This is a genomic window from Adlercreutzia muris (genome assembly GCF_041223505.1).
In the GTDB taxonomy this organism is placed as follows: Bacteria; Actinomycetota; Coriobacteriia; order Coriobacteriales; family Eggerthellaceae; genus Adlercreutzia; species Adlercreutzia muris.
Map to the genome: position 1 here is coordinate 202,369 of NZ_JBCLQK010000004.1, position 21,133 is coordinate 223,501.

11 protein-coding genes are annotated in these 21,133 nt (G+C 63.4%); 8 read left to right on the top strand and 3 right to left on the bottom strand.

Annotated elements, in window-relative coordinates:
* The first annotated feature begins 42 nt into the window (after window positions 1-42).
* Both AAK988_RS05645 and AAK988_RS05650 read left to right on the top strand, forming a co-directional pair.
* Window positions 43-1,035, top strand: coding sequence for a hypothetical protein (locus AAK988_RS05645; RefSeq protein WP_160324242.1), 993 nt, complete (start codon window positions 43-45; stop codon window positions 1,033-1,035).
* Window positions 1,036-1,068: 33 nt separating this feature from the next.
* Window positions 1,069-2,394: an amidohydrolase gene (locus AAK988_RS05650; protein ID WP_160324243.1), complete on the top strand. Its 1,326-nt coding sequence runs from the start codon at window positions 1,069-1,071 to the stop codon at window positions 2,392-2,394.
* 1,151 nt (window positions 2,395-3,545) lie between these two features.
* Here the strand turns inward: AAK988_RS05650 and AAK988_RS05655 are convergent.
* Entirely contained in the window at window positions 3,546-4,490 is a 945-nt protein-coding gene (locus tag AAK988_RS05655; protein WP_369880485.1) for a DUF559 domain-containing protein, read from the bottom strand.
* A 704-nt stretch (window positions 4,491-5,194) separates the two neighbouring features.
* Between AAK988_RS05655 and AAK988_RS05660 the strand changes: the two genes are divergently transcribed.
* Complete coding sequence (locus AAK988_RS05660; RefSeq protein ID WP_160324245.1) at window positions 5,195-7,279, top strand: elongation factor G; 2,085 nt, start codon at window positions 5,195-5,197, stop codon at window positions 7,277-7,279.
* Window positions 7,280-7,341: 62 nt separating this feature from the next.
* Here the strand turns inward: AAK988_RS05660 and AAK988_RS05665 are convergent, their stop codons facing one another.
* Window positions 7,342-8,016: a DUF3800 domain-containing protein gene (locus AAK988_RS05665; protein ID WP_016310371.1), complete on the bottom strand. Its 675-nt coding sequence runs from the start codon at window positions 8,014-8,016 to the stop codon at window positions 7,342-7,344.
* A gap of 872 nt (window positions 8,017-8,888) precedes the next feature.
* On the opposite strand from AAK988_RS05665, the gene AAK988_RS05670 reads away from it, so the two are divergent.
* From AAK988_RS05670 to AAK988_RS05685, 4 genes are all read left to right on the top strand, one after another.
* On the top strand, window positions 8,889-9,104 hold the full coding sequence (locus AAK988_RS05670) for a hypothetical protein (protein WP_160324246.1): 216 nt from the start codon (window positions 8,889-8,891) through the stop codon (window positions 9,102-9,104).
* Entirely contained in the window at window positions 9,098-9,595 is a 498-nt protein-coding gene (locus AAK988_RS05675; protein WP_160324247.1) for a DUF4839 domain-containing protein, read from the top strand. The genes AAK988_RS05670 and AAK988_RS05675 overlap by 7 nt, the downstream gene beginning before the upstream one ends.
* A 236-nt stretch (window positions 9,596-9,831) precedes the next feature.
* Window positions 9,832-13,365: a DNA-directed RNA polymerase subunit beta gene (gene rpoB, locus AAK988_RS05680; RefSeq protein WP_151429629.1), complete on the top strand. Its 3,534-nt coding sequence runs from the start codon at window positions 9,832-9,834 to the stop codon at window positions 13,363-13,365.
* A gap of 3 nt (window positions 13,366-13,368) precedes the next feature.
* Complete coding sequence (locus tag AAK988_RS05685; RefSeq protein ID WP_151429628.1) at window positions 13,369-17,793, top strand: DNA-directed RNA polymerase subunit beta'; 4,425 nt, start codon at window positions 13,369-13,371, stop codon at window positions 17,791-17,793.
* A gap of 263 nt (window positions 17,794-18,056) precedes the next feature.
* On the opposite strand, the gene AAK988_RS05690 is transcribed toward AAK988_RS05685, so the two are convergent.
* On the bottom strand, window positions 18,057-18,992 hold the full coding sequence (locus AAK988_RS05690; protein WP_369873448.1) for a LysR family transcriptional regulator: 936 nt from the start codon (window positions 18,990-18,992) through the stop codon (window positions 18,057-18,059).
* Window positions 18,993-19,273: 281 nt separating this feature from the next.
* Between AAK988_RS05690 and AAK988_RS05695 the strand changes: the two genes are divergently transcribed.
* Entirely contained in the window at window positions 19,274-21,040 is a 1,767-nt protein-coding gene (locus AAK988_RS05695) for an FAD-dependent oxidoreductase (RefSeq protein WP_369873447.1), read from the top strand.
* Window positions 21,041-21,133 lie beyond the last annotated feature (93 nt).

Here is a 21,133-nt window from a genome sequence, read left to right on the forward strand (position 1 = left end):
ATATTCCGTGCCTTGTCCCCGTGTTTTGAAAAGGAGGCCACTGTGGCCGATTTGCTTTCCCCCGATGATGAGCGTCCGGGTATTTCGCCCGCGCAGCCCCTTTCAGGCCTGCCATCGACATCCTCGGCCGCCGCGGCTGCCGCGGAAGCCAAGGTCGAGGCTCCGGCAGCCGTTCGGGCCGATGAGGGCCGTGCGCCGCGTCCGGCCTTGCTGGCAGCCTTGGTGGGGCTGGTGGCGGTCATCGCGTGCGTGGTGGCGGTGCCGCTGCTTCTGGGCCGCATGACGCCGTCGAATCCAGCGGAGGCCCCGGCAGTAGAGACTTCGGCCGGGGAGAGCGCCGAGGTCGCGGCCGACGGAGATGCGGCACCCGAGGGCGATGGGAGCCTCGGGGGTGTCGCATCCGAGGGCGATGGCCAGGCTGTCGCGGAAGGCGCGGCCGAAGGTGGCGAGGAGGTGCTCACGGCGGGGCCCATCGTTTCCGAGGGTGCTGGCTATGCCTTCGCCGATGATTTGCTCGCGGCTGTTACCCCGGGTCTGAACCGGGCCCTTGCCGCGCCGGACGATCCGTCGGCTCAGGCCCAGTGGGTGCGCAGCGCCCTGAGCTTTCTGCCGGCCGACTACCTGAGCGCCTGGTCCGCATCGCTTGGCGCCGATTCTCCCGCGGCTCTCATCGAGCGCCTGACCGATCCCGAGGTGGCCGCCTTGGCCGCGACGCTGGCCCCCGAGGGCTTTGCCCTTGTACAGGGCGAGGCCTGCTCGCCGGAAGAGGTCCGATCCCTCGAGGCCCGCTTCAAAGATGTCGGACTCGAGCGCTTCCTCCAGGCCGCCTATGTGGTGAACGCCCAGCCGACGGCCGCCGGCGCTGCGGGCGAGGGCGGCGCTGCTCCCGAGGCCGGGGATTCCGCTTCCGCCGCGGAGGGGGCCGGCGCCTCTGACGCTGCTGCCAGCGAAGCCCCCGAGGCCTTCCCCACGGCCTATCGCATTATCAAGATCAACGACGCTTGGTATCTCGCCCCCAGCATCTTCTCCCTCTAGTTCCGCACTTCCATACCCCGAGAAAGGCCCGCTATGCTCTTCGCCGACATTGACATCCTCGATGAGAACCTTGCCGTGCAGCCCCATCGTTGGGTGGGAGTTCGCGACGGTCGCATCGCCTTTGTGAGCGAAGGGGCCCCCGAGCCGGCCGTCGCTGCCACGTTTGGGGAGGTCTACCATGGCCGCGGCAAGCTGCTCATGCCAGCGCTCTACAACGCCCACGCCCATTCCCCCATGACGCTTTTGCGCGGTTTCGCCGAGAACCTGCCGCTTCAGCGCTGGCTCGAGGAGAAGTGCTTCCCCTTCGAAGCCAAGATGACCGCTGAGGACTGCTACTGGGGCACGGTCCTCGCCTGCGCTGAGATGGCCCGCTATGGCGTGGTGAGCTTCTCGGACATGTACTACGCCAGCGAGGAGCGCGCTCGCGCGGTACTGGAGGCGGGTATGAAGGCTAATATGTGCGAGGGCCTCGTGGCTTTCGAGGAAAAGCCCTACGCGGAGTATCCCATTTGCGCTCAGATGGAGGCTCTGGTAGCCGATTGGCACGGGGCCGGTGACGGGCGCATTCGCATCGACTACAACATCCATTCCGAGTACTTGTCCACGGAAACAGTGTGCCGCGACATCCTGGACATCGTGCGCGGCACCGACCTGCGGCTGCACATTCATCTCTCGGAAACCGAGAAGGAGGTGCGCGAGTGCCGCGAGCGTCACGGTGGCCTCTCGCCGGTGGAGTACTTCGATCGCATCGGCATCTTCGACGTGCCGGTGACAGCGGCCCATTGCGTGTGGGTCGATGAGGCCGACCTGGATATCCTCCAGGCTCGTGGCGTGTTCGTGGCCAACAACCCGGCGTCCAATCTGAAGCTCGGCAGCGGCTTCGCCCCCATTCCCGAGATGCTGCGCCGGGGTATGAACGTGTGCCTGGGCTCTGACGGCATGGCGTCGAACAACAACCACAACCTGTTCCACGATATGTACCTCCAGGCGCTCATCTACAAGGGGGCGACCCTGGATCCCACGGCCGTGACCCCCCAGCAGGCCCTTGCTGCAGCTACGCGGGTCGGCGCCCGATCCCAGGGGCGCGACGATTGCGGTGTCGTGGCCGAGGGCATGCGCGCAGATCTGTGCGTGCTGGACACGACCGGCCCCCAGTGGTGCCCGGCGCCCGATCCCGTGTACAACCTCGTGTACGCTGGCGACGGCTCCGACGTGGTGCTCACTTTGTGCGACGGCCAGGTCATCTACCGGGCCGACGGCCATTCGGCGGGTTCTGAGGGGCAATGGCCCACTATCGACCTGGAGCGGGCCAAGGCCGAGTGCGCCGCCCGCACCGCCCGCATCATCGGGGAGTTGTAGGGACGCGCGTCGGTTCGGGCGGGCGCGCCGTCGGCTCGATGCGCGCCCTTCGCGCGGGCGTCCACCCCATTACAGTAGGAGCCGTCCAACAGGGCGGCTTTCTTTGTCTTTTGGCGCAAGGGGGGCTACGATGGGTGCGGCCGGGCCGCAGGGGCGGTCGGTTGTGCAGCGCCCCTGGGTCTGCCGCCGCTACGTTCCCGGTGAGGCAGGCTTGATGCGCGCCCTTCGCGCGGGCGCCCACCCCCCCTGGCTTGCCGTGCGGGAAAGCCGATTGGTCGCGCGGCGCGCGCAGGGAGGGGCGATTTCGGGGGGCGGTGACGCTAGGAGAGGGTCGGCGGTGATGGTGCCCTGAGCTTGTGCCCGTTCGTTCCGAACGGGCATTTGTGTTGCGTCTCTTCCCAGATCGCATTCCCTAAGTCCGCATCGTCGTTCGGGCCGTGCCTCTGAGGTGTTTTTGCTCTGCTTGGGCGCGAGTCTCCCTCTGTTCAAAAAGTGAACCGCGAAGCACCAAATACCCCTTTTCCGACATTGCCAGAGGAAAAACTGTCGCAAAGGGGCTGTTTGGTGCTTCTCAAACGCTTACCTGCTCTCTTCACCTTCCTCTGAACAGGTCATTTGCGCAACCTGAGGGTCGGATGACCCTTTTCGGGTATCACAAAGAGCACCAAACACCCTTTCTGTGACAAGTTTGAGCCAAAGTGAGCCACAAAACCGCTGTTTGGATACATGGCCCGCCGCAAAGCCGTTGTATGGGTACATGGCTCGTCCCGCGCCCTGTCTTCCCCGCTTTTCTTTCCCGTCTGCTGCGGCTCTTCCCACCTTCAGAGCCCCCGCTGCCCTTCAAGAGAGTCGAGCTCTGGTCTTTTCGCTCGGGGGCGCCTGAGATCCACTTTCGCGGCTCCCTTCCACAAGTCGTTCCCCGTGAGTACCTGCTTTCTTCCAGGCTCTCCTTGTTCTTCGTGTTATTCTCGCTCGCTGCCCTCTGCTCGCTCGGGCAATCCGCTGTCCTCTGCCCGCTCTCGGGCAATCTACTGCTCCCCTGCCCGCTCTCGGGCAATCCGCCGCCTTCGCACCCTCTGTTCGCGGGAGGGGGATGGTGCCGACCGAGTGGCAATACCTGCGATGGTGCTGGCAAGGTGCTCGGGTGGCACCTATCGGAGAAGCCCCAGTGTTTTCCAGAGCGTGATCTGACGAGCTCGGTGATTGCGCGTTCGGATGCGAAGGGGGCGCCCGAGGGCTTTGGCTATGATGGTGGCCACTTTGTCCATCTCGTCGAGACTGCGCAACTGCCGGCTGGTGAGTGTGATGACGCGATAGCCCATCTCCTCGAGGGTCGTGCGTTTGACGGCATCGTAGTAGTGCTGGCTCGATGTCAGGTGGAACGCGTCGCTGTCATATTCCACGATGAGGCGTTGGGCTGGCCAGCAGAGGTCGGCGACATAATAGCGCTTTGCCGCTGCAGGCTGTCCGCGCCGGGTAACATCGATGCGCTGATTGAGCAGAGGCCGCAGGAGTCCGTACCCGCCGTGATGGGTGGGCAGCGCGAGAGCGAGAGCGCTGGCGAGCTCGCGCGGGGAGGCGCCGCGCGGCAGCATCCAGGGAACGGCACTGCGCACGGCGATGCAGCCTGCCAAATCTCTGTGAGTTCGGCTGAGGCGTTCCACGGCGCCGGGGGAGGTGAGAGGCTCCCTTCCTGTGAGGTGCCCGTCGCGGGTTATGGCGAATGCGCCGCAGAGCGCCGATCCCTTGAGGGCGATGCGGGGCAGATCGAACCCTCGACTCCCTTGGATGAGCGCGATCTCGGGTGGGGGCGCAAAGACATCGCCGGTTATGGGCACCACAAGTCCCTCCCGAAGGGATGGGGGTGCAACATGGCAGTGGGCGCAGCGTTGACGCCGATCGCGCTCTTCGGCCACCGTGAAATGGAGCGGCTCCGTCAGAAAGGGGAACTGTTCTTGAAGGGCACCGACGGTGGCTGTATAGGGGACGAGTGAGTGGCGACTGGCCGCGGCGAACGTCACCGCTTCCGAGGGAAGGGCGGTGCAGTGCTCATAGAATTCCAAGGCGGTGGGGCCGAAGAGGAGGAGTTTGGGCATGGGGATCCTTTCGGGGGGGGGATGCTCCGGCGTAGAGGCTCGCAGCCGTACGGGGGGGGTGCTCTGGCGCAGAGGCTCGCAGCCGTACGGGGGATGCCCTAGCGTAGAGGCTCGCAGCCGTACTTTTGTCGTGGGAATGTCGCACGGGGGTCGCGCCGCGTACCGTTGCCGCGTCGCCCGCAGTCTCGCGCAAACCTCGCCTCCGTCCTCTCCCAAGACCCTGTGCGGCCTCGCTCGCGTCTCGTTGCATCGCGCTCCTGTAGCGTTGCGGCTTGCCCTGCGCCTATCGTCTTCGTCCCGCCCTCCTCTGCTCTCTGGCCCCGCGATTTTCCGGGGTACCGCTCCTTGTCGCGGCGGCCTCGCTCTCTCGGGGGCGCCGAAAAGTTGGGGAAAATATCGGGCAGGTGCGGGCTATGGGAGCCAAGGGTTTTGCTAAGATGAATCCAACGCCAAATTGCCGCTCGCCGGTTGAAGAGAGCCGCTCGCTGTCACGCTGTCAGTAAGCGGAGGAGTTGGCGGATGCCGTAGAAGGGCGACGGAAGCATCGGGACGAGGCCCCTGTTTCTGCTCGTCGGGGGCTTCCGTTCAGTCTGGGGCGTGCGACAGAAAGGTACTCGCCTGCGGTGGGGCCTGAGCCCGCGCCGCTTGGGAATGCCCGCGCACCCGGCGCGGGCGCCCTCTATCTGGAAGGCAGGTGGTCGCTCATGGCAGCTCCGGCTCCCGAACACGTCAGAAACATCGTCCTTGTGGGACAAGATGGCGCCGGCAAGACCTCACTGGCCGAGGCCATGCTCTTCGTTTCCGGCAAGACCCCGCGCATGGGCACCACCCATGACGGCAAGTCCTACCTCGACTACGATCCCGAGGAGATCAAGCGCAAGTTCACCATTTCCACCTCCATTGCGCCCATCCCCTACAAGGACTACAAGATCAACGTGCTGGACACCTCGGGCCACCCCGACTTCATCGGCGACACCCTGGCTACCATGCAGGCCGCTGAAATGGCCCTGTTCGTGGTGGATGCCGTGGACGGTCCCCAGGTCATGACCGGGAAGCTGTGGCGCGAGGCCGAGGACATGCGTCTGTCCCGCGCCGTGTACATCAACCACATTGACCGCGAAGGGGCCGACTTCGATACCGCCATGGCGCTGCTGCACGCGCGCTTTGGCGGACGTTTGGGCGCCGTGACCATTCCCATCGGCCAGGGCCCCGATTTTGCGGGCGTCATCGACATCATCCGCATGAAGGCTCGCTACTTCGAGCCGGGCGGCACCGCCGAGCGCGTGGAAGACGTGGACAGCCTGCCGGCGAAGTACCAGGAAGAGGCCCGCATCGCCCGCGACAAGCTGTGCGATCTGGTGGCCGAGGCCGACGATGAGCTCATGATGAAGTACCTCGATGGCACCGAGCAGCTCACCCAAGAGGAGCTGGAGAGCCTGCTCGACAAAGCCATCGCCCAGGAGCTTGTCATTCCCGTGTTCGTGGGAAGCACCATCATCATGCAGGGTGTGCAGGGGCTCATGGAGGACATCTGCACCTACTTCCCGCATCCGCGCAGCCACGGCCGCTTCCAGATGGCCGACGACGTCACCGTGCGCATCGACGAGACGAAGCCTCCCTGCGCCTTCGCCTTCAAGACCGTCTCCGACCCGTTTGTGGGGCGCCTCACCTTCCTGAAGGTCATCTCCGGCTACCTGGAGCCCGGTCTGGAGCTGGTCTGCGGGCGCACGGGCAAGAAGGAGCGCCTGGGCAAGATCCAAGTGATGATGGGCAAAGAGGCCATGGACGTGAAGAGCGCGAAGGCCGGCGACATCGTGGTGGTGCCGAAGCTGAATGACGTGCGCGCGGGCGATACCCTGTCCTGCGAGGGCACCATCGCCATCGAGCCGCTGCCCCTGCCCGAGCCGCTGTACCCGGTGGCCATCGAGGCGGTGTCGAAGAAGGAGGAGGACAAGCTCGGCACCTTCCTCGCCCGTGCCGCCGAGGCCGATCCCACCATCCGCATCACCCGCGATGAGGACACGCACCAGACCATCATTCACGCCATGGGCGAGGCCCAGGTGGACATGCTGCTTGCCCGCCTGCGCGACCAGTCCGGGGTTGAGGCGCGTCTCGTGCCCGTGCGCATTCCCTATCGCGAGACCATCACTAAGGGCGCCGAGGCCCAGGGTCGCCATAAGAAGCAGACCGGCGGCGCCGGCCAGTTCGGCGACTGCTGGCTGCGCCTGGCTCCCATTCCCGGCGAGGGTTACGAGTTCGTGGACGAGATCAAGGGCGGCGCCATCCCGAACGGCCTCATCCCCGCCGTGGACAAGGGCGTGCGCGAGGCCATGGAGGAGGGCTTCCTCGCGGGATACCCCATGGTGGATATTAAGTGCACCGTGTTCGACGGGTCGTACCATTCCGTCGACTCCAACGAGATGGCCTTCAAGACCGCCGCGCGCATCGGCTTCCGCGCCTGCTGCGAGCAGGCCGGCCCCATCATCCTGGAGCCCTGGGCCACCATGGAAGTGACCGTGGGGGAGGAGTACGCCGGCACCATCATGGGCGACATCTCCACCCGTCGCGGCCGCATCGTCGGCACCGACGCCGGTTTCGTGGCTGGCGAGACCATCATCAAGATGCGCGCTCCCTACGCCGAGGTGATCAACTACACCAAGGACCTGCGGTCCATGACCCGCGGATCGGGCTCCTACAGCCTGGTGCTGGAAGGCTACGAGGCCGCACCGGCCGACGTGACCCGGAAACTCGTGGAAGCCTACGAGGCGGCACGGGCCGCGGGGAACTAACTTGTTCGCAACAGGGGTCGGGTGCCTTGTCGCGCTCCGACCCCTGCTCTGAAACACGTCTCCTACATTCTTTTGTGACGGACTTCTTTCAGAATTCCCTTTTTGAACATCGACCAACTCCCGAAGAATTTTTCGTCAGTGGGCGTCGCTTCATTGACAGCGTATTTGAGCGCGGTAAATTCTATGGTACAGATATAGTCAGCCACTTGAGCAAGGCGATAATCGGTCGGGTTTGTGGACTTATAAGCGATGGCGTTCTTTGACAAGGCGTAGTCAATGGCCTTATGGAGCGCGTCGGCGATGGATCGCTGCCCGTTGTCGTAGTAAATCTTGATAGTGTCGAACTGCTGAAAGTACGCGAGGTTGTCAAACAGCAGGTCAATGAGTGCGCGGCGCATGGCGCGTTCGATGTCTTCAGGCGATCGGTGCTCCCGGGTTTTTACCGAAAATACCCAGTATTTGATTGGTAGATGCCTGAAAAACACACGAAACGAGGACAGCATCTTCTTGCGGGTTTCCGGTGTGAGACTCTTGTACTCGTCTTTGCCGTAGAGGAGCGGCGAGGCGTGAAACGCAAGATCGGGAAGACCTTTGTCGACTAGAGCGCGCTCATAGCGGGTGATGGAATTTACGATCGAATCGCTTTGATCGTGAATGACGAGTGTCAGCAGGTAGTAGCGGCTGTCCAGTGCGTCGCTGCCCGATTCGTCGCAGAAAAGGCTGAGTTCGAGGGGCATGGGGCCTCCTTGAGATAGCAAAAAGCCGGGGAAAACGTCCCCGGCACTTGGTAGCCCTCTTTGCGAAAGCCAGTTACTTTATAGCATCTGATCGGCGTGCTGGCAAGCCTTCTGCTGCTATTGAGCCAGAGCGGTGACCGCGTAGTCAAACTTAGGCGATGTCATGGGCGTGGTGGCGCTTTGCAGTGAATGGTTTGCAGAAGGCGGCATCTTCATCTGCCGCGGCCGCATTGCGGGGCACCGACGCCGGTCTTGCCGCCGACGAGACGGTCATCGAGATGCGCGCCCTGCGCCGAGGTGATCATCCACACGAAGGATCTGCGGCCCATGATGCGCGGTAGCGGCTCCTATGCTTTCACGTTGGAGGACCGAGAGACCTCTCGCGCCGCTTGGAACTAACAGGGCTGTGCAATCGGGCGGATTTCGACGCTCTGCAGACGGTCTGCACATCTTCATAGAGGGGTCACTCGTCTTTCTTACGGCAATGTTCGCGGGTGCCGACATCTCGCCACCTCCGACCTTGTGCAGCGGTTCCGTTGGGCCATTTCCAATGTTTCGCTCGTGCAGTGCTAATGAGTATTATTTTGCTAGAGCTATAGAGGCGGAGCTTCGTCCCAAAGGGCCTCTCCAAGAGGTGTTATGTTGTGGCGAGAGGATGGGTCGTGCTTTCGGCTTGGGATAAAGACGCAGCTGCAGTTATTCGCTAGAATGATGCAAAGGTATTTATGGATGCGAATAGGAGCGAACTCGAGAGCGAAAGGCTGGTCATCGTGAAACGACGTTGCATCGAAATCGCCCCGGCACTCTTATTGTCCTGCGGGCTATTCTGCTTGCCTGGTTGCGAGTCTGGGTCAGAAAGCTTGAGGGGAGCAATGGAGGAGAAGGAGAGCGCGGAGAATATCGGAGCAGGAGGTTCAGAGGCAGATGAGGAGTCTTCAGGCGAAATTATGATGCCCGAAGACGCTTCAAGCTACGTTGGTTCCGAATGGACGGTCAAGGCCCTATGTGACTATTTTGAAGGACTGGGGTTTACAGATCTATCAGCACCGTTCCCTGTGGGCCAGATGATGAAAACTATGGGATGTTGATCCAAGAATTATCTATCAATGGTGGCCTATTCGGCTCTGGACAATGGAAAGCCGGAGAGAGCTTTTCCCGAGACGCAACAATAACAATTTATTACAATGAATGCCCTGTATTGACTACTGATAACTGCTCAGATTTCGCCGATATCCTATCAGATAAGGATGCGGATTATATGTCCTTTGCGGAGGAGTACGATGGACGATACGTGGAATTTGAAGCGTATGTGTTAAGCCACATTACCTATGATGGCGGCACTAGCCACATCATTGACGTGGTAAGCGGAGATTATGACGGCATAGACGATCTGGGTATTTCAGAGGAAGAAAGCGTTGACGGATCAGTCGTTCGAATAGGAGATCGTTCCTGGGACAATGATATCGATGAAAGCGTTGAAGAGGGCCAAAACGTGGTAGTTAGTGGGAAAATCGATGCATCGTGGAGCGGATACAACAAACAACTCTACATCGAGTGCTTGTCTTTGAAGAAGCGATAAGCCTATGCTCGTAGCTCATTTGCGCGAGCGGCAACGTTGGCTGTCGAATATCAAGCGGATCGGGAGGGGATTTCTCGGTCCGCTTTTTGTTTGAACAAAGCCCTGCTCCAGGCCCATTTTCCAGAAAATTTCCATGGCTGCTAAAAATTTTTCTTGACTCGGACTTCGCGCAGTAGTAGTTTAGCGGATTGCAACTTTTTGCAGATTTGCGATGGACGTGAAGGAGGAACAGCCTCGTGGCTCAAGGAAAAAAATCCGCTCCCACCAGCCTTTACAGGGATCGCCGAAGCTTTGCGAAGATTCCGGACGTTATGGACGTCCCGAACCTGATCGCTATCCAGACGGAAAGTTTCGAGTGGTTCAAGAATGAGGGCTTGGCTCAGGCCTTCGCCGACGTGTGCCCCATTGAGAACAATACGGGCGACATGTGTGTCGAGTTCGGCAAGCATGAGTTCGGCGAGCCTAAGTACACGGTGGATGAATGCAAGGAGAAGGACGTCTCCTACCAGGCTCCGCTCTTCGTGGAGATTCGCTTCATCAACCGCGAGACCGGCGAGATCAAAGAGCAGGAAGTGTTCATGGGCGACTTCCCGCTCATGACCCCTCGTGGCACCTTCATCATCAACGGCACCGAGCGCGTTGTGGTGTCTCAGCTCGTGCGCAGCCCGGGCGTGTACTTCGCCGCCGAGCGCGACAAGACCTCCGACAAGACCATCTACAACGCGAAGGTCATTCCTTCCCGTGGTGCGTGGCTCGAGTTCGAGACTGACAAGCGCGATCTGCTGAGTGTGCGCATCGACCGTAAGCGCAAGCAGCCGGCCACTCTGCTCGTGCGCGCCCTCGGCCTGGCCGAGACCCGCGAGGAGATCATCGAGCTGCTCGGAAGCTCCGAGATGGTGCTGCGCACTCTGGATCGCGACCCCGCTACCACCAAGGAAGAGTCGCTCATCGAGCTGTACAAGCGCTTCCGTCCCGGCGAGCCGCCCACCATCGACAGCGCCCGCACGCTCTTGGAGGGCCTGTTCTTCAACCCGCAGCGCTATGACCTGGCCAAGGTCGGCCGCTACAAGATGGACAAGAAGCTCGGATTTGCCCCCGAGGAGAACGACTCCTCCGTGCTGACCGATGAGGACATCATCCGCACGATGCGCTACATCATCGGCCTGCACAACGGCGACGAGGGCTTCGCCACCGACGACATCGACCACTTCGGCAACCGTCGCATCCGCTCCGTGGGCGAGCTGATCCAGAACCAGTTCCGCATCGGCCTGTCCCGTATGGAGCGCGTGGTGCGCGAGCGCATGTCCATGCAGGAGCCCGACGAGATCACGCCGCAGTCCCTCGTGAACATCCGCCCCATTGTGGCCGCCATCAAGGAGTTCTTCGGTTCCTCCCAGCTGTCCCAGTTCATGGACCAGACGAACCCCGCCGCCGGTATCACCCACAAGCGCCGTCTGTCGGCTCTGGGCCCGGGCGGTCTGTCCCGCGAGCGCGCCGGCTTCGAGGTGCGCGACGTGCACACCTCCCACTACGGCCGCATGTGCCCCATCGAGACTCCTGAAGGCCCGAACATCGGCCTGATCGGCTCCCTGGCCGCCTACGGCCGCATCAACCCCTACGGCTTCATCGAGACGCCCTACCGCCGCGTGATCGACGGCAAGGTGACCGACGAGATCGACTACCTGACCGCCGATGAGGAAGAGAACTTCACCATCGCCCAGGCCAACGACTTGTTCGACCTGGAAACCCGCGAGTTCGGCTACACCGACGAGGACGGCGTGTTCCACAAGTCCGCCCGCGTGCTCGCCCGTACCACCGACACCAACGGCGTGTTCGGCGAGGCCATGGACGTGCCGCCCGAGCAGGTGAACTACATGGACGTCTCTCCGCGCCAGATGACGTCGGTGGCTACCTCGCTCATTCCCTTCCTCGAGCACGACGACGCCAACCGCGCCCTCATGGGCTCGAACATGCAGCGCCAGGCCGTGCCGCTGCTGCGTCCCACGGCCCCGCTCGTAGGTACCGGCATCGAGCACCGCATCGCCGTGGACTCCGGCGAGATCCTCGTGGCCCAACGCCCCGGCGTGGTGGATTACGTGGACGGCCAGACCATCATCATCCTGAACGACGAGGGCGAGTACGACGAGTACCTCATCCCCAAGTTCCAGCGCTCCAACCAGTCCGGCTGCATCAACCACCGTCCCATCGTCCGCAAGGGCGACGAGGTGTGCGCCGGCGACGTGCTGGCTGACGGCCCCTCCTGCGACGGCGGCGAGCTGGCCCTCGGCCAGAACCTCATGATCGCCTACATGCCCTGGGAAGGCTACAACTACGAGGACGCCATCATCGTGTCCGAGCGCGTGGTGTCCGAGGACCTGCTCACCTCCATCCACATCTCCGAGTACGAGATCGACGCGCGCGACACGAAGCTGGGCCCCGAGGAGATCACCCGCGAGATCCCGAACATCTCCGAGGACATGATCTCCGACCTGGACGCCGACGGCATCATCCGCGTGGGCGCCGAGGTGTTCCCGGGCGATGTGCTCGTGGGCAAGGTCACCCCGAAGGGCGAGACCGAGCTCACCGCCGAGGAGCGCCTGCTGCGCGCCATCTTCGGCGAGAAGGCCCGCGAGGTGCGCGACACCTCGCTGAAAGTGCCTCACGGCTCCGGCGGCCGCGTCATCGGCATCTACCGCACGTCCCGCGAGGCCGGCGACGACTTGGCCCCCGGCGTGAACGAGCTCGTGCGCATCTACGTGGCCCAGAAGCGCAAGGTGCAGCAGGGCGACAAGCTGTCGGGCCGTCACGGCAACAAGGGCGTTATCTCCCGCGTGCTGCCCGTGGAGGACATGCCCTATCTCGCCGACGGCACCCCCATCGACGTCATCCTGAACCCGCTCGGCGTTCCCTCCCGTATGAACGTGGGCCAGCTTTTGGAGAACCACCTCGGCTGGGCCGCCAAGTGGGGCTGGTCCGACGCCGACGAGACCGATGAGGTCGTCGAGGGCCCCATCCACGTGGCCACGCCGGTGTTCGACGGCGCCACCGAGGAGGAGATCTCGGATGCCATCGAGAAGGCGAACCGCAACCTCATCAACATGAACCACGCCAAGTACGGCGACATGGCCCGCGACGAGCTGGTGCCCCAGCTGTCCCGCACCGGCAAGACCTGGCTCTACGACGGCCGCACCGGCGAGAAGTTCCGCGAGCCCATCACCGTCGGCCAGACCTACATCCTGAAGCTCGGCCACATGGTGGACGACAAGATCCATGCCCGCTCCACCGGCCCCTACAGCCTCATCACCCAGCAGCCCCTGGGCGGCAAGGCCCAGTTCGGCGGCCAGCGCTTCGGCGAGATGGAGGTGTGGGCCCTGTACGCCTACGGTGCCTCCAACGTGCTGCAGGAGATTCTGACCGTGAAGTCCGACGACACGTCGGGCCGTGTGAAGAGCTACGAGTCCATCGTGAAGGGCGAGAACATCCCGGCGCCCGAGGTGCCCGAGTCCTTCAAGGTGCTCGTGAAGGAAATGAAGTCGCTGTGCCTGAACATCGAGCTTGAGGGCCACGACATGCAGCCCATCAGCGAGGATGAGATCGACGCCATGGACGGCGACCAGGCTCTGTACGCCGCCCTGGCCGCTGATGCGAAGAAGACCGAAGACGAAGAGGCCAACGCCATCGACACCCTGGCCGCCGAGCTGGGCGATCTGATGAGCGGTCTTGAGTCCGACCTGAACACCGACCTCATCGGTGGCGGAGAGGAGGCCTAAATAATGACCGAGTTCGACGTCAACAATTTCGACGCCCTGCGCATCTCGCTCGCTTCCGCTGAGGATGTGCGCAGCTGGTCCCGCGGCGAGGTGAAGAAGCCCGAGACTATCAACTACCGCACCCTGAAGCCCGAGAAGGACGGCCTGTACTGCGAGAAGATCTTCGGTCCCACCAAGGACTGGGAGTGCGCCTGCGGCAAGTACAAGCGCGTGCGCTTCAAGGGCATCGTCTGCGAGCGCTGCGGCGTTGAGGTGACCCGCTCCAAGGTGCGCCGCGAGCGCATGGGCCACATCGAGCTGGCCGCGCCCGTGAGCCACATCTGGTACTTCAAGGGAAGCCCGTCCCGCTTGGGCTACCTCCTGGACATTCCGCCGAAGGAACTGGAGAAGGTGCTGTACTTCGCCAGCTCCATCATCACCTCGGTGGACAAGGAAGCCCGCGAGGAGGACGTGGACGACCTGCGCGACGAGTTGGCCGCCGACCTGGAGGAGCTGGACGCCGAGCGCGACCGCCTCATCGAGGCCACTCGCAAGCTGTCTACTGACTACGTGCCCGAGGAAGACGACTTCGTCGACGACCTCGATGACGACGAGCGCCTCACCCCCGAAGAGGTGGAAGAGGAGATCGCCGACATCTACGAGGAGTTCAACGAGCGCAAGGCCCTGCGCCAGGACGCCTTCGACGCCTTCCTGAAGATCGAGCCGAAGCAGCTCATCGCCGACGAGGCCCTCTACCGCGAGATGCGCGCCTGCTACCGCGACTACTTCACCGGCGGCATGGGCGCCGAATCGGTGCGCGACTTGCTCGACGCCATGGATCTGGAGGCCACCTCCGAGGAGCTGCGCGAGGTCATTGCCACGGGCAAGGGGCAGAAGCGCGCCAAGGCCGTGAAGCGCCTGAAGGTGGTGGACGCGTTCCTGAAGTCGGACAACAAGCCCTCCGACATGATCCTGGACGTGATCCCGGTCATCCCGCCCGACCTGCGCCCCATGGTGCAACTGGACGGCGGTCGCTTCGCCACCTCCGATCTGAACGACCTGTACCGCCGCGTTATCAACCGCAACAACCGCCTGAAGCGCCTGCTGGACCTCGGTGCTCCCGAGATCATCATCAACAACGAGAAGCGCATGCTCCAGGAGGCGGTGGACTCGCTGTTCGACAACGGTCGCCGCGGACGCCCCGTCACGGGCCCGGGCAACCGCCCGCTGAAGTCCATCTCCGACATGCTCAAGGGCAAGCAGGGCCGCTTCCGCCAGAACCTGCTCGGCAAGCGCGTGGACTACTCCGGCCGTTCGGTTATCGTCGTGGGGCCCTCGCTCAAGCTGCACCAGTGCGGCCTGCCCCAGCAGATGGCCCTGGAGCTGTTCAAGCCCTTCGTCATGAAGCGCCTGGTGGAGCTGGAGTATGCTGCCAATATCAAGGCCGCCAAACGCGCCGTGGACCGCGGTGCCAGCTACGTGTGGGATGTGCTGGAAGAGGTCATCGTCGACCATCCGGTGCTCTTGAACCGCGCACCAACCCTGCACCGCCTGGGCATCCAGGCCTTCGAGCCGGTGCTCGTCGAGGGCAAGGCCATCAAGCTGCATCCGCTCGTGTGCACCGCCTTCAACGCCGACTTCGACGGCGACCAGATGGCCGTGCACGTGCCGCTCGGCGCCGAGGCCCAGGCCGAGGCCCGCGTGCTCATGCTGTCCTCTAACAACATCAAGTCCCCGGCCCACGGCCATCCGCTCACGGTGCCCACCCAGGACATGATCATCGGCCTGTACTACCTCACGGCCGTGCGCGACGGTTTCCCGGGCGAGGGCCGCGTGTTCATCGACCTGGATGACGCCCTGAACGCCTACGATGCCCGCGCCGATCTGGACCTTCAGGCCAAGATCTCGGTGCGCCTGCCCTACAACATGAAGGTGGCCACCGCGTTCAACACCTTCGAGGATCACAAGGAAGGCGAGCGCATCGAGACGAGCGTGGGCCGCATCATCTTCAACGACGTGCTGCCGCCGGACTACCCCTTCTTGAACTATGAGATGAACAAGAAGGAGATCAGCCGTCTGGTGGAGGACGTGACCAACACCTACGACCTGTCCGAGGTGCCGCCGATCCTCGACGGCCTGAAGGACGCGGGCTTCCACTATGCCACCCGCGCCGGCGTGACCGTGTCGGTCTACGATGCCACTATCCCGCCCACCAAGCCGGAGATTCTGGCCCAGGCCGATGCCCGTGTGGCCGCCATCGACGAGGACTACGAGATGGGCCTCATGTCCAACGAGGAGCGCCACAAGCAGGTCGTCGACATCTGGAACGATGCCAACGAGGAAGTCGGCGAGGCCATGGCGGAGAACTTCGACAAGTTCAACCCCATCTACATGATGGCCTTCTCCGGTGCCCGCGGTAACATCAAGCAGATTCGCCAGCTGGCCGGCATGCGCGGTCTTATGTCCGACCCGAAGGGCGAGATCATCGACCGTCCCATTAAGGCGAACTTCCGCGAGGGCCTCTCCGTACTGGAGTACTTCATCTCCACCCACGGCGCCCGCAAGGGTCTGGCCGACACCGCTCTGCGTACCGCCGACTCGGGCTACCTCACCCGTCGTCTGGTGGACGTGGCCCAGGACGTCATCATCCGCGAGATCGACTGCGGCACCACCGAGGGCGTGAGCTACCCGGTGCGCAACGAGAAGAACGAGGTGGACGAGAACCTCGTGGGCCGCTGCCTCTTGGAGCCGGTGGCCAACCCCGAGACTGGCGAGATCATCGCCGAGGCCGGCAGCTACCTGCACTCCATGGCCCAGCTGCGCGAGATCGACGCGGCCGGTGTCGAGGAAGTGGTCATCCGCACCATCATGACCTGCCATGCCGATCACGGCGTGTGCCAGAAGTGCTACGGTTGGGATCTGGCCACGGCCCGTCCGGTGAACATCGGCACGGCGGTGGGTATCATCGCCGCCCAGTCCATTGGCGAGCCCGGCACCCAGCTGACCATGCGTACGTTCCACACCGGCGGCGTGGCCGGCGAGGACATCACCCACGGCCTGCCCCGCGTGCAAGAGCTCTTCGAGGCCCGCAAGCCCAAGGGACAGGCGGTGCTCGCGGAGATCTCCGGCACCATGCAGGTGTCCGGCGACAAGATGTCCAAGACCATCACCATCCACGACCAGGAGGGCAATTACCGCGAGTACGTGGTGAGCGCTCGCGCCCAGCTTTTGCCGGGCGTGTACGATGGGTGCGAGGTGACCGTGGGCCAGCAGCTCACCAAGGGTTCGGTGAACCCCCACGACCTGCTGCGCCTTACCGATCCGAACACCACGCTGCGCTACATCGTGGGCCAGGTCCAGGGCGTGTACGTGTCCCAGGGCGTGGACATCAACGACAAGCACATCGAGGTCATCGCGCGTCAGATGCTGCGCAAGGTGGCCGTGCTCGATGCTGGCGACTCGGACTTCCTGCCGGGTCGTCAGGTCAACCGCTTCGAGTTCGAGAAGGTTGCCAACGAGCTCATCGCCGAGGGTAAGGAGCCCCCGGTGGGCCAGCCGCTGCTGCTCGGTATCACCAAGGCGTCGCTGGCCACGGATTCCTGGATGTCCGCCGCGTCGTTCCAGGAGACCACCAAGGTGCTCACCGATGCCGCCATCGAGGGCAAGACCGACCACTTGGCCGGCTTGAAGGAGAACGTCATCATCGGCAAGCCGATTCCGGCCGGCACGGGCCTGCGCCGCTACCGCGACGTGCGCCTTACCTACAAGGGCCGTCCCGTGGAGGGCGTCACCGGTGACGCGCTGCCCGACTTTGCTCCCGATGCCCTGCGCGAGATCGAGGACCTGCTGCCCCAGCCCCAGGATTGGTCGCTGGACAACGACGGCTACTTCAACTCCGCGGGCTCCTTCGGCGGCTACTACAGCGCTCTTTCGGGCCATCGCGGCCACAACCTGTCCGACGAGGATGCGCGCCTGTACATCTACGACGATCTGGGCGTGTCCCAGCGTTGGGCGAACAAGTTCTCCGAGGCGGGCATCGAGACCGTGGCCGACCTTCTGGGTCACACCGAGGAGGATCTGCTGCGCATCGAGGGCATCGGCGTGAAGGCCATCGAGGAGCTGAAGGAGGGCCTGGAGGCCCGCGACCTCATGCACGTGATCGAGGACGACCTCGCGGCTTCCTCCGACGACATGAGCCAGCTGCTCGACATGGTGTTCTCGCCCGACGACACCATCCTCATCGGCGGCGATGAGCCGCCCGTGTTCAACACCGAAGGCGAGGAGATGCTCGGCGAGGCCCTGCCGCCCCGTTCCTACCAGCGCAACCTGGAGGAGCTGGATGCCCTGCTGGGCTCGGTCGGGGGCCTGGGATCCTTCGGCTTCGGCGTGACGAGCGCCGAGGACGAGGCCGCCTCCAACAAGCGCATGGAAGACGGCGAGGAGGACTAAAGCCCTCGCGGCGACGGTGTGAAGTTATTCCATTTGGAAGGAGGGGCGAGAAATCGCCCCTCTTTTTCGCTGCAGGTTCGGCAGGCACCGGGCGTTGCCCCTTAGTTCGCACATGGCGTTGGTCCGAGCCAACTTGATGAGAAGGCAGGGCGGCTCCGGGTACCTGCCGGATCCTCGCTGACTTCCTTGGGCGATTCTATGACAGGGGATAGTTGATCGACTATCCCCTTTCTATTATGGAAGCGAATTATGGCCGAGAAGGCCTACATTCCCGCAAGAGCCTCGGTGGCGCGGCGCATTTCCTCGAAGAGCAGGCGCCCGTTCTCGGTTGCGATGAAGCTGCGGTTGAACAGAGCGTAGAAGTCCGAGGCGATGTCCATGTCGACAAGGGAGAAGACGCGCAGGTCGGGGCGTTGGTCGATGCCGAAGCGGGGAAGCAACGTGGTGGGCACGATGCCAACGGTTTGGCCAAAGTCATGGGAAAAGTACTCGAAGTGGTCGGCGAAGCCCTGGGTGGCGATGGAGACGGAAGCGCCCCGGGTCGCGAAGCGCTCGGCCATGGAATCGCGCTGGTAGCCGGGGTAGATATCCGGAGGCACCATGAGCGTGGCGCCGGCCAGATCGGCGGTGCAGATGGTCTCACGGGCGAACAGGGGGCTGCGGTCGGTCACGAAGAGGAGGATGCGCTCCCTGCTCACGACAAAGCCGTCGGCGCTGGGCGATGGAAGGGGACAGACGGAGCTTTCCTGCTTGTAACCGGCGATGACGATGCGGTTCTCGTCATCGGCCAGGGCATCGATGGTGCTCAGGGGGCCGTTCTCGATGACAATGGAGAGCTGCTTTTCCGGATGACTCCGCTGAAGTGCCCGTCGAGCCGCGAACAAGTGGGCCTCGATCCAGGGCAAATTCGATGCGGCGACCTTCACCGTGATGAGGTTGTCGGAGAGATGGCGGTAGGTTTCGATGACCGCCTCCCAGTCGCTCACGAGGCGTCGGGCCGTGTCGACGAACTGCTTCCCCGCTCCCGTGAGGGTGGCGTGCCCTCCGTGCTTGTCGATGAGCTGGCAGTTGAGCTCGTCTTCGAGTTCCGCCAGGTGGGCCGCGAGCGCCGGTCGCGATACGAAGAGCCGTTTGGCGGCCAGGGAATAGTTGAGTTCCTCGGCAAACACCAGGTATTCCCGCAATTGGCGCAGATCCATCGGAGCCCCTTTCTCCCCGTCCCCCGTCCTCTGCCGCACGGTTCCTCCCATGGGAGAGCGCCTGTGCGTCGGCTGCCTTCCATGGTACGGAGCGTCGAGACGGCTCTGCGCAGGAAGATGCGGCAGCACTGTAGGAAATTTTAACAGGGGAGCGCCGTTTTCCTGCGCTGGGCCCACTGTTTTCTGCCCCGTCCTCGATGCCTCGTCCCTTATGGTGGAGACAGACGAGGCTCAGGCCGTTGGCCTCGCAGGAGCGAAGGGAAAGGGGACATGCGATGAACATGGATCGAAGGAACTTTTTGAAGGGGGGCGCTCTCATGGGCGGCGCGGCTGCCATAGCCGGCCTGGTCGGTTGCGCGCCGGCATCGGAGCCGCTCTCCGATACCGGGTCGGGCAATGCCGACCGTGACGCCTTCGAGGCGGCTCGGGCGCCCATCGAGCCGGTGGAAGTGCCCGAGGCGTGGGATGAGGAGGCCGATGTCGTCATCGTGGGGTCGGGTGCCGGCGGTGTGAACGCCGCCATCCGCCTCGCCCAGGCGGGCTACCGTCCCTTGGTGCTCGAGCGTCTCGACGAATTGGGTGGCAATTCCAAGCACTCCTCGGTGTTCTCCAACTTCGGCGGCCATCGCCAGGCCGAAGCGAACCAATGGGCCTACCCGAGCTACCCCTATGACGTCGATGGGATCGTCGAGTTCATGCTCGACTGCCAGCAGAACACGGGTGATCCGGAGCTGCTGCGTGCCATGGCCGAGGAGGGTCCGCAGTGCATCGACTGGATGATCGAGAAGGCGGGGGCGAAGTGGGTTCCCATGAATCCCTCCCCGGCCGGTGCGGGGCTTTTGGAGTGGGAGGGCATGTCGACGCCCACGAACGGCATCAACGTGAACCTCGTCCCCATGCAGTTGCTGACCGAGCGGGCTCAGGCCGACGGCGCCCAGTTCCGCACAGGCTGCTCGGTGGACGCCCTCGTCTTCGACGGGCAGCGCGTGTGCGGCGTCATGGTGACCGAGGGAGAGGCGCAAAAGTACATCAAGGCCGAGAAAGCGGTGCTTCTGACCGCTGGCGGCATGGAGATCAATCGCGCCATGATGGCCCAGTACTCGCCGACGGCCTTGCGCGGCATTGCCAATATTGCCACGCCGCCCAACGGCACGGGCGAGTGCATTCGCATGGGTCAGGGCGTCGGAGCCGATTTGGCGGGCTACGATTCCACGGGCGCGTTCGACGGCGGAGTGTGGTGGCGCGACTACGACCTCTACGATATCGAGATGGACGCCCATATCAACAAGGACGGCAACCAGGCGCTGCGACAGCCGTGGCTGCGCATCAATCGCAACGGGCAGCGGGTTCCCTACATTTCCACTTCGGCAACGACCTATCCCTACGACCCCAATGCGGCGCCCGGTTCTCACGGCCTGTGCGAGACGGCCGCCATCGAGATGTCCCAGCCGGGCGGCAAGACCTACTGCATCTTCGATGCGAAATTCGACGAGCTTGTGACCGAAAACTTCTTCGGCCAGGTGATCTGCCGCAAGGCGAAGATCGTTGCGGCCGACGACCCGTTGATCGACCGCGTGCCCGAGTGGCTGCGCGATTGGCACACGGGCTTCGAGATGATGGTCGAGGCCGGCGTTATCAAGAAGTGCGACAGCATCGAGGAGCTGGAGGGCGCCCTGGGGCTGCGCGAGGGCGTGCTCACGACGGAGGTGCGGAAGTGGAATGAGGCTTGCGCCGAGGGCGAGGACTACCTGGCCACCTACCCCTACCTCCCCGAGTGGATGATCCCCCTCGATACGCCGCCCTATTACGGTGCCGCCTTGGGTGGCCATGTGTTCGGATCGAAGTGCGGCCTGCGCGTCAACCCCCGCATGCAAGTGCTGTCCGTCGAGGGCGCGGTCATTCCCGGGCTCTACGCCGGTTGGCATACGGCGGGCGGCTCGGCGGGGGACGGCAATCCCGCCGGCAAGCCCCTGACGGGCATGTATGCCGATCTGGGCCTGGCCTTCGTAGGCGGCTACATGGCAGCAGGGGGTATCCTCGCGGAATAAGGTTATTCCATTTGGAAGGAGGGGCGAGAAATCGCCCCTCCTTTTCGTTGCGGGGCAAGGCTGCGCCGAAGGAGCGCTCGGCATCGCCGACTC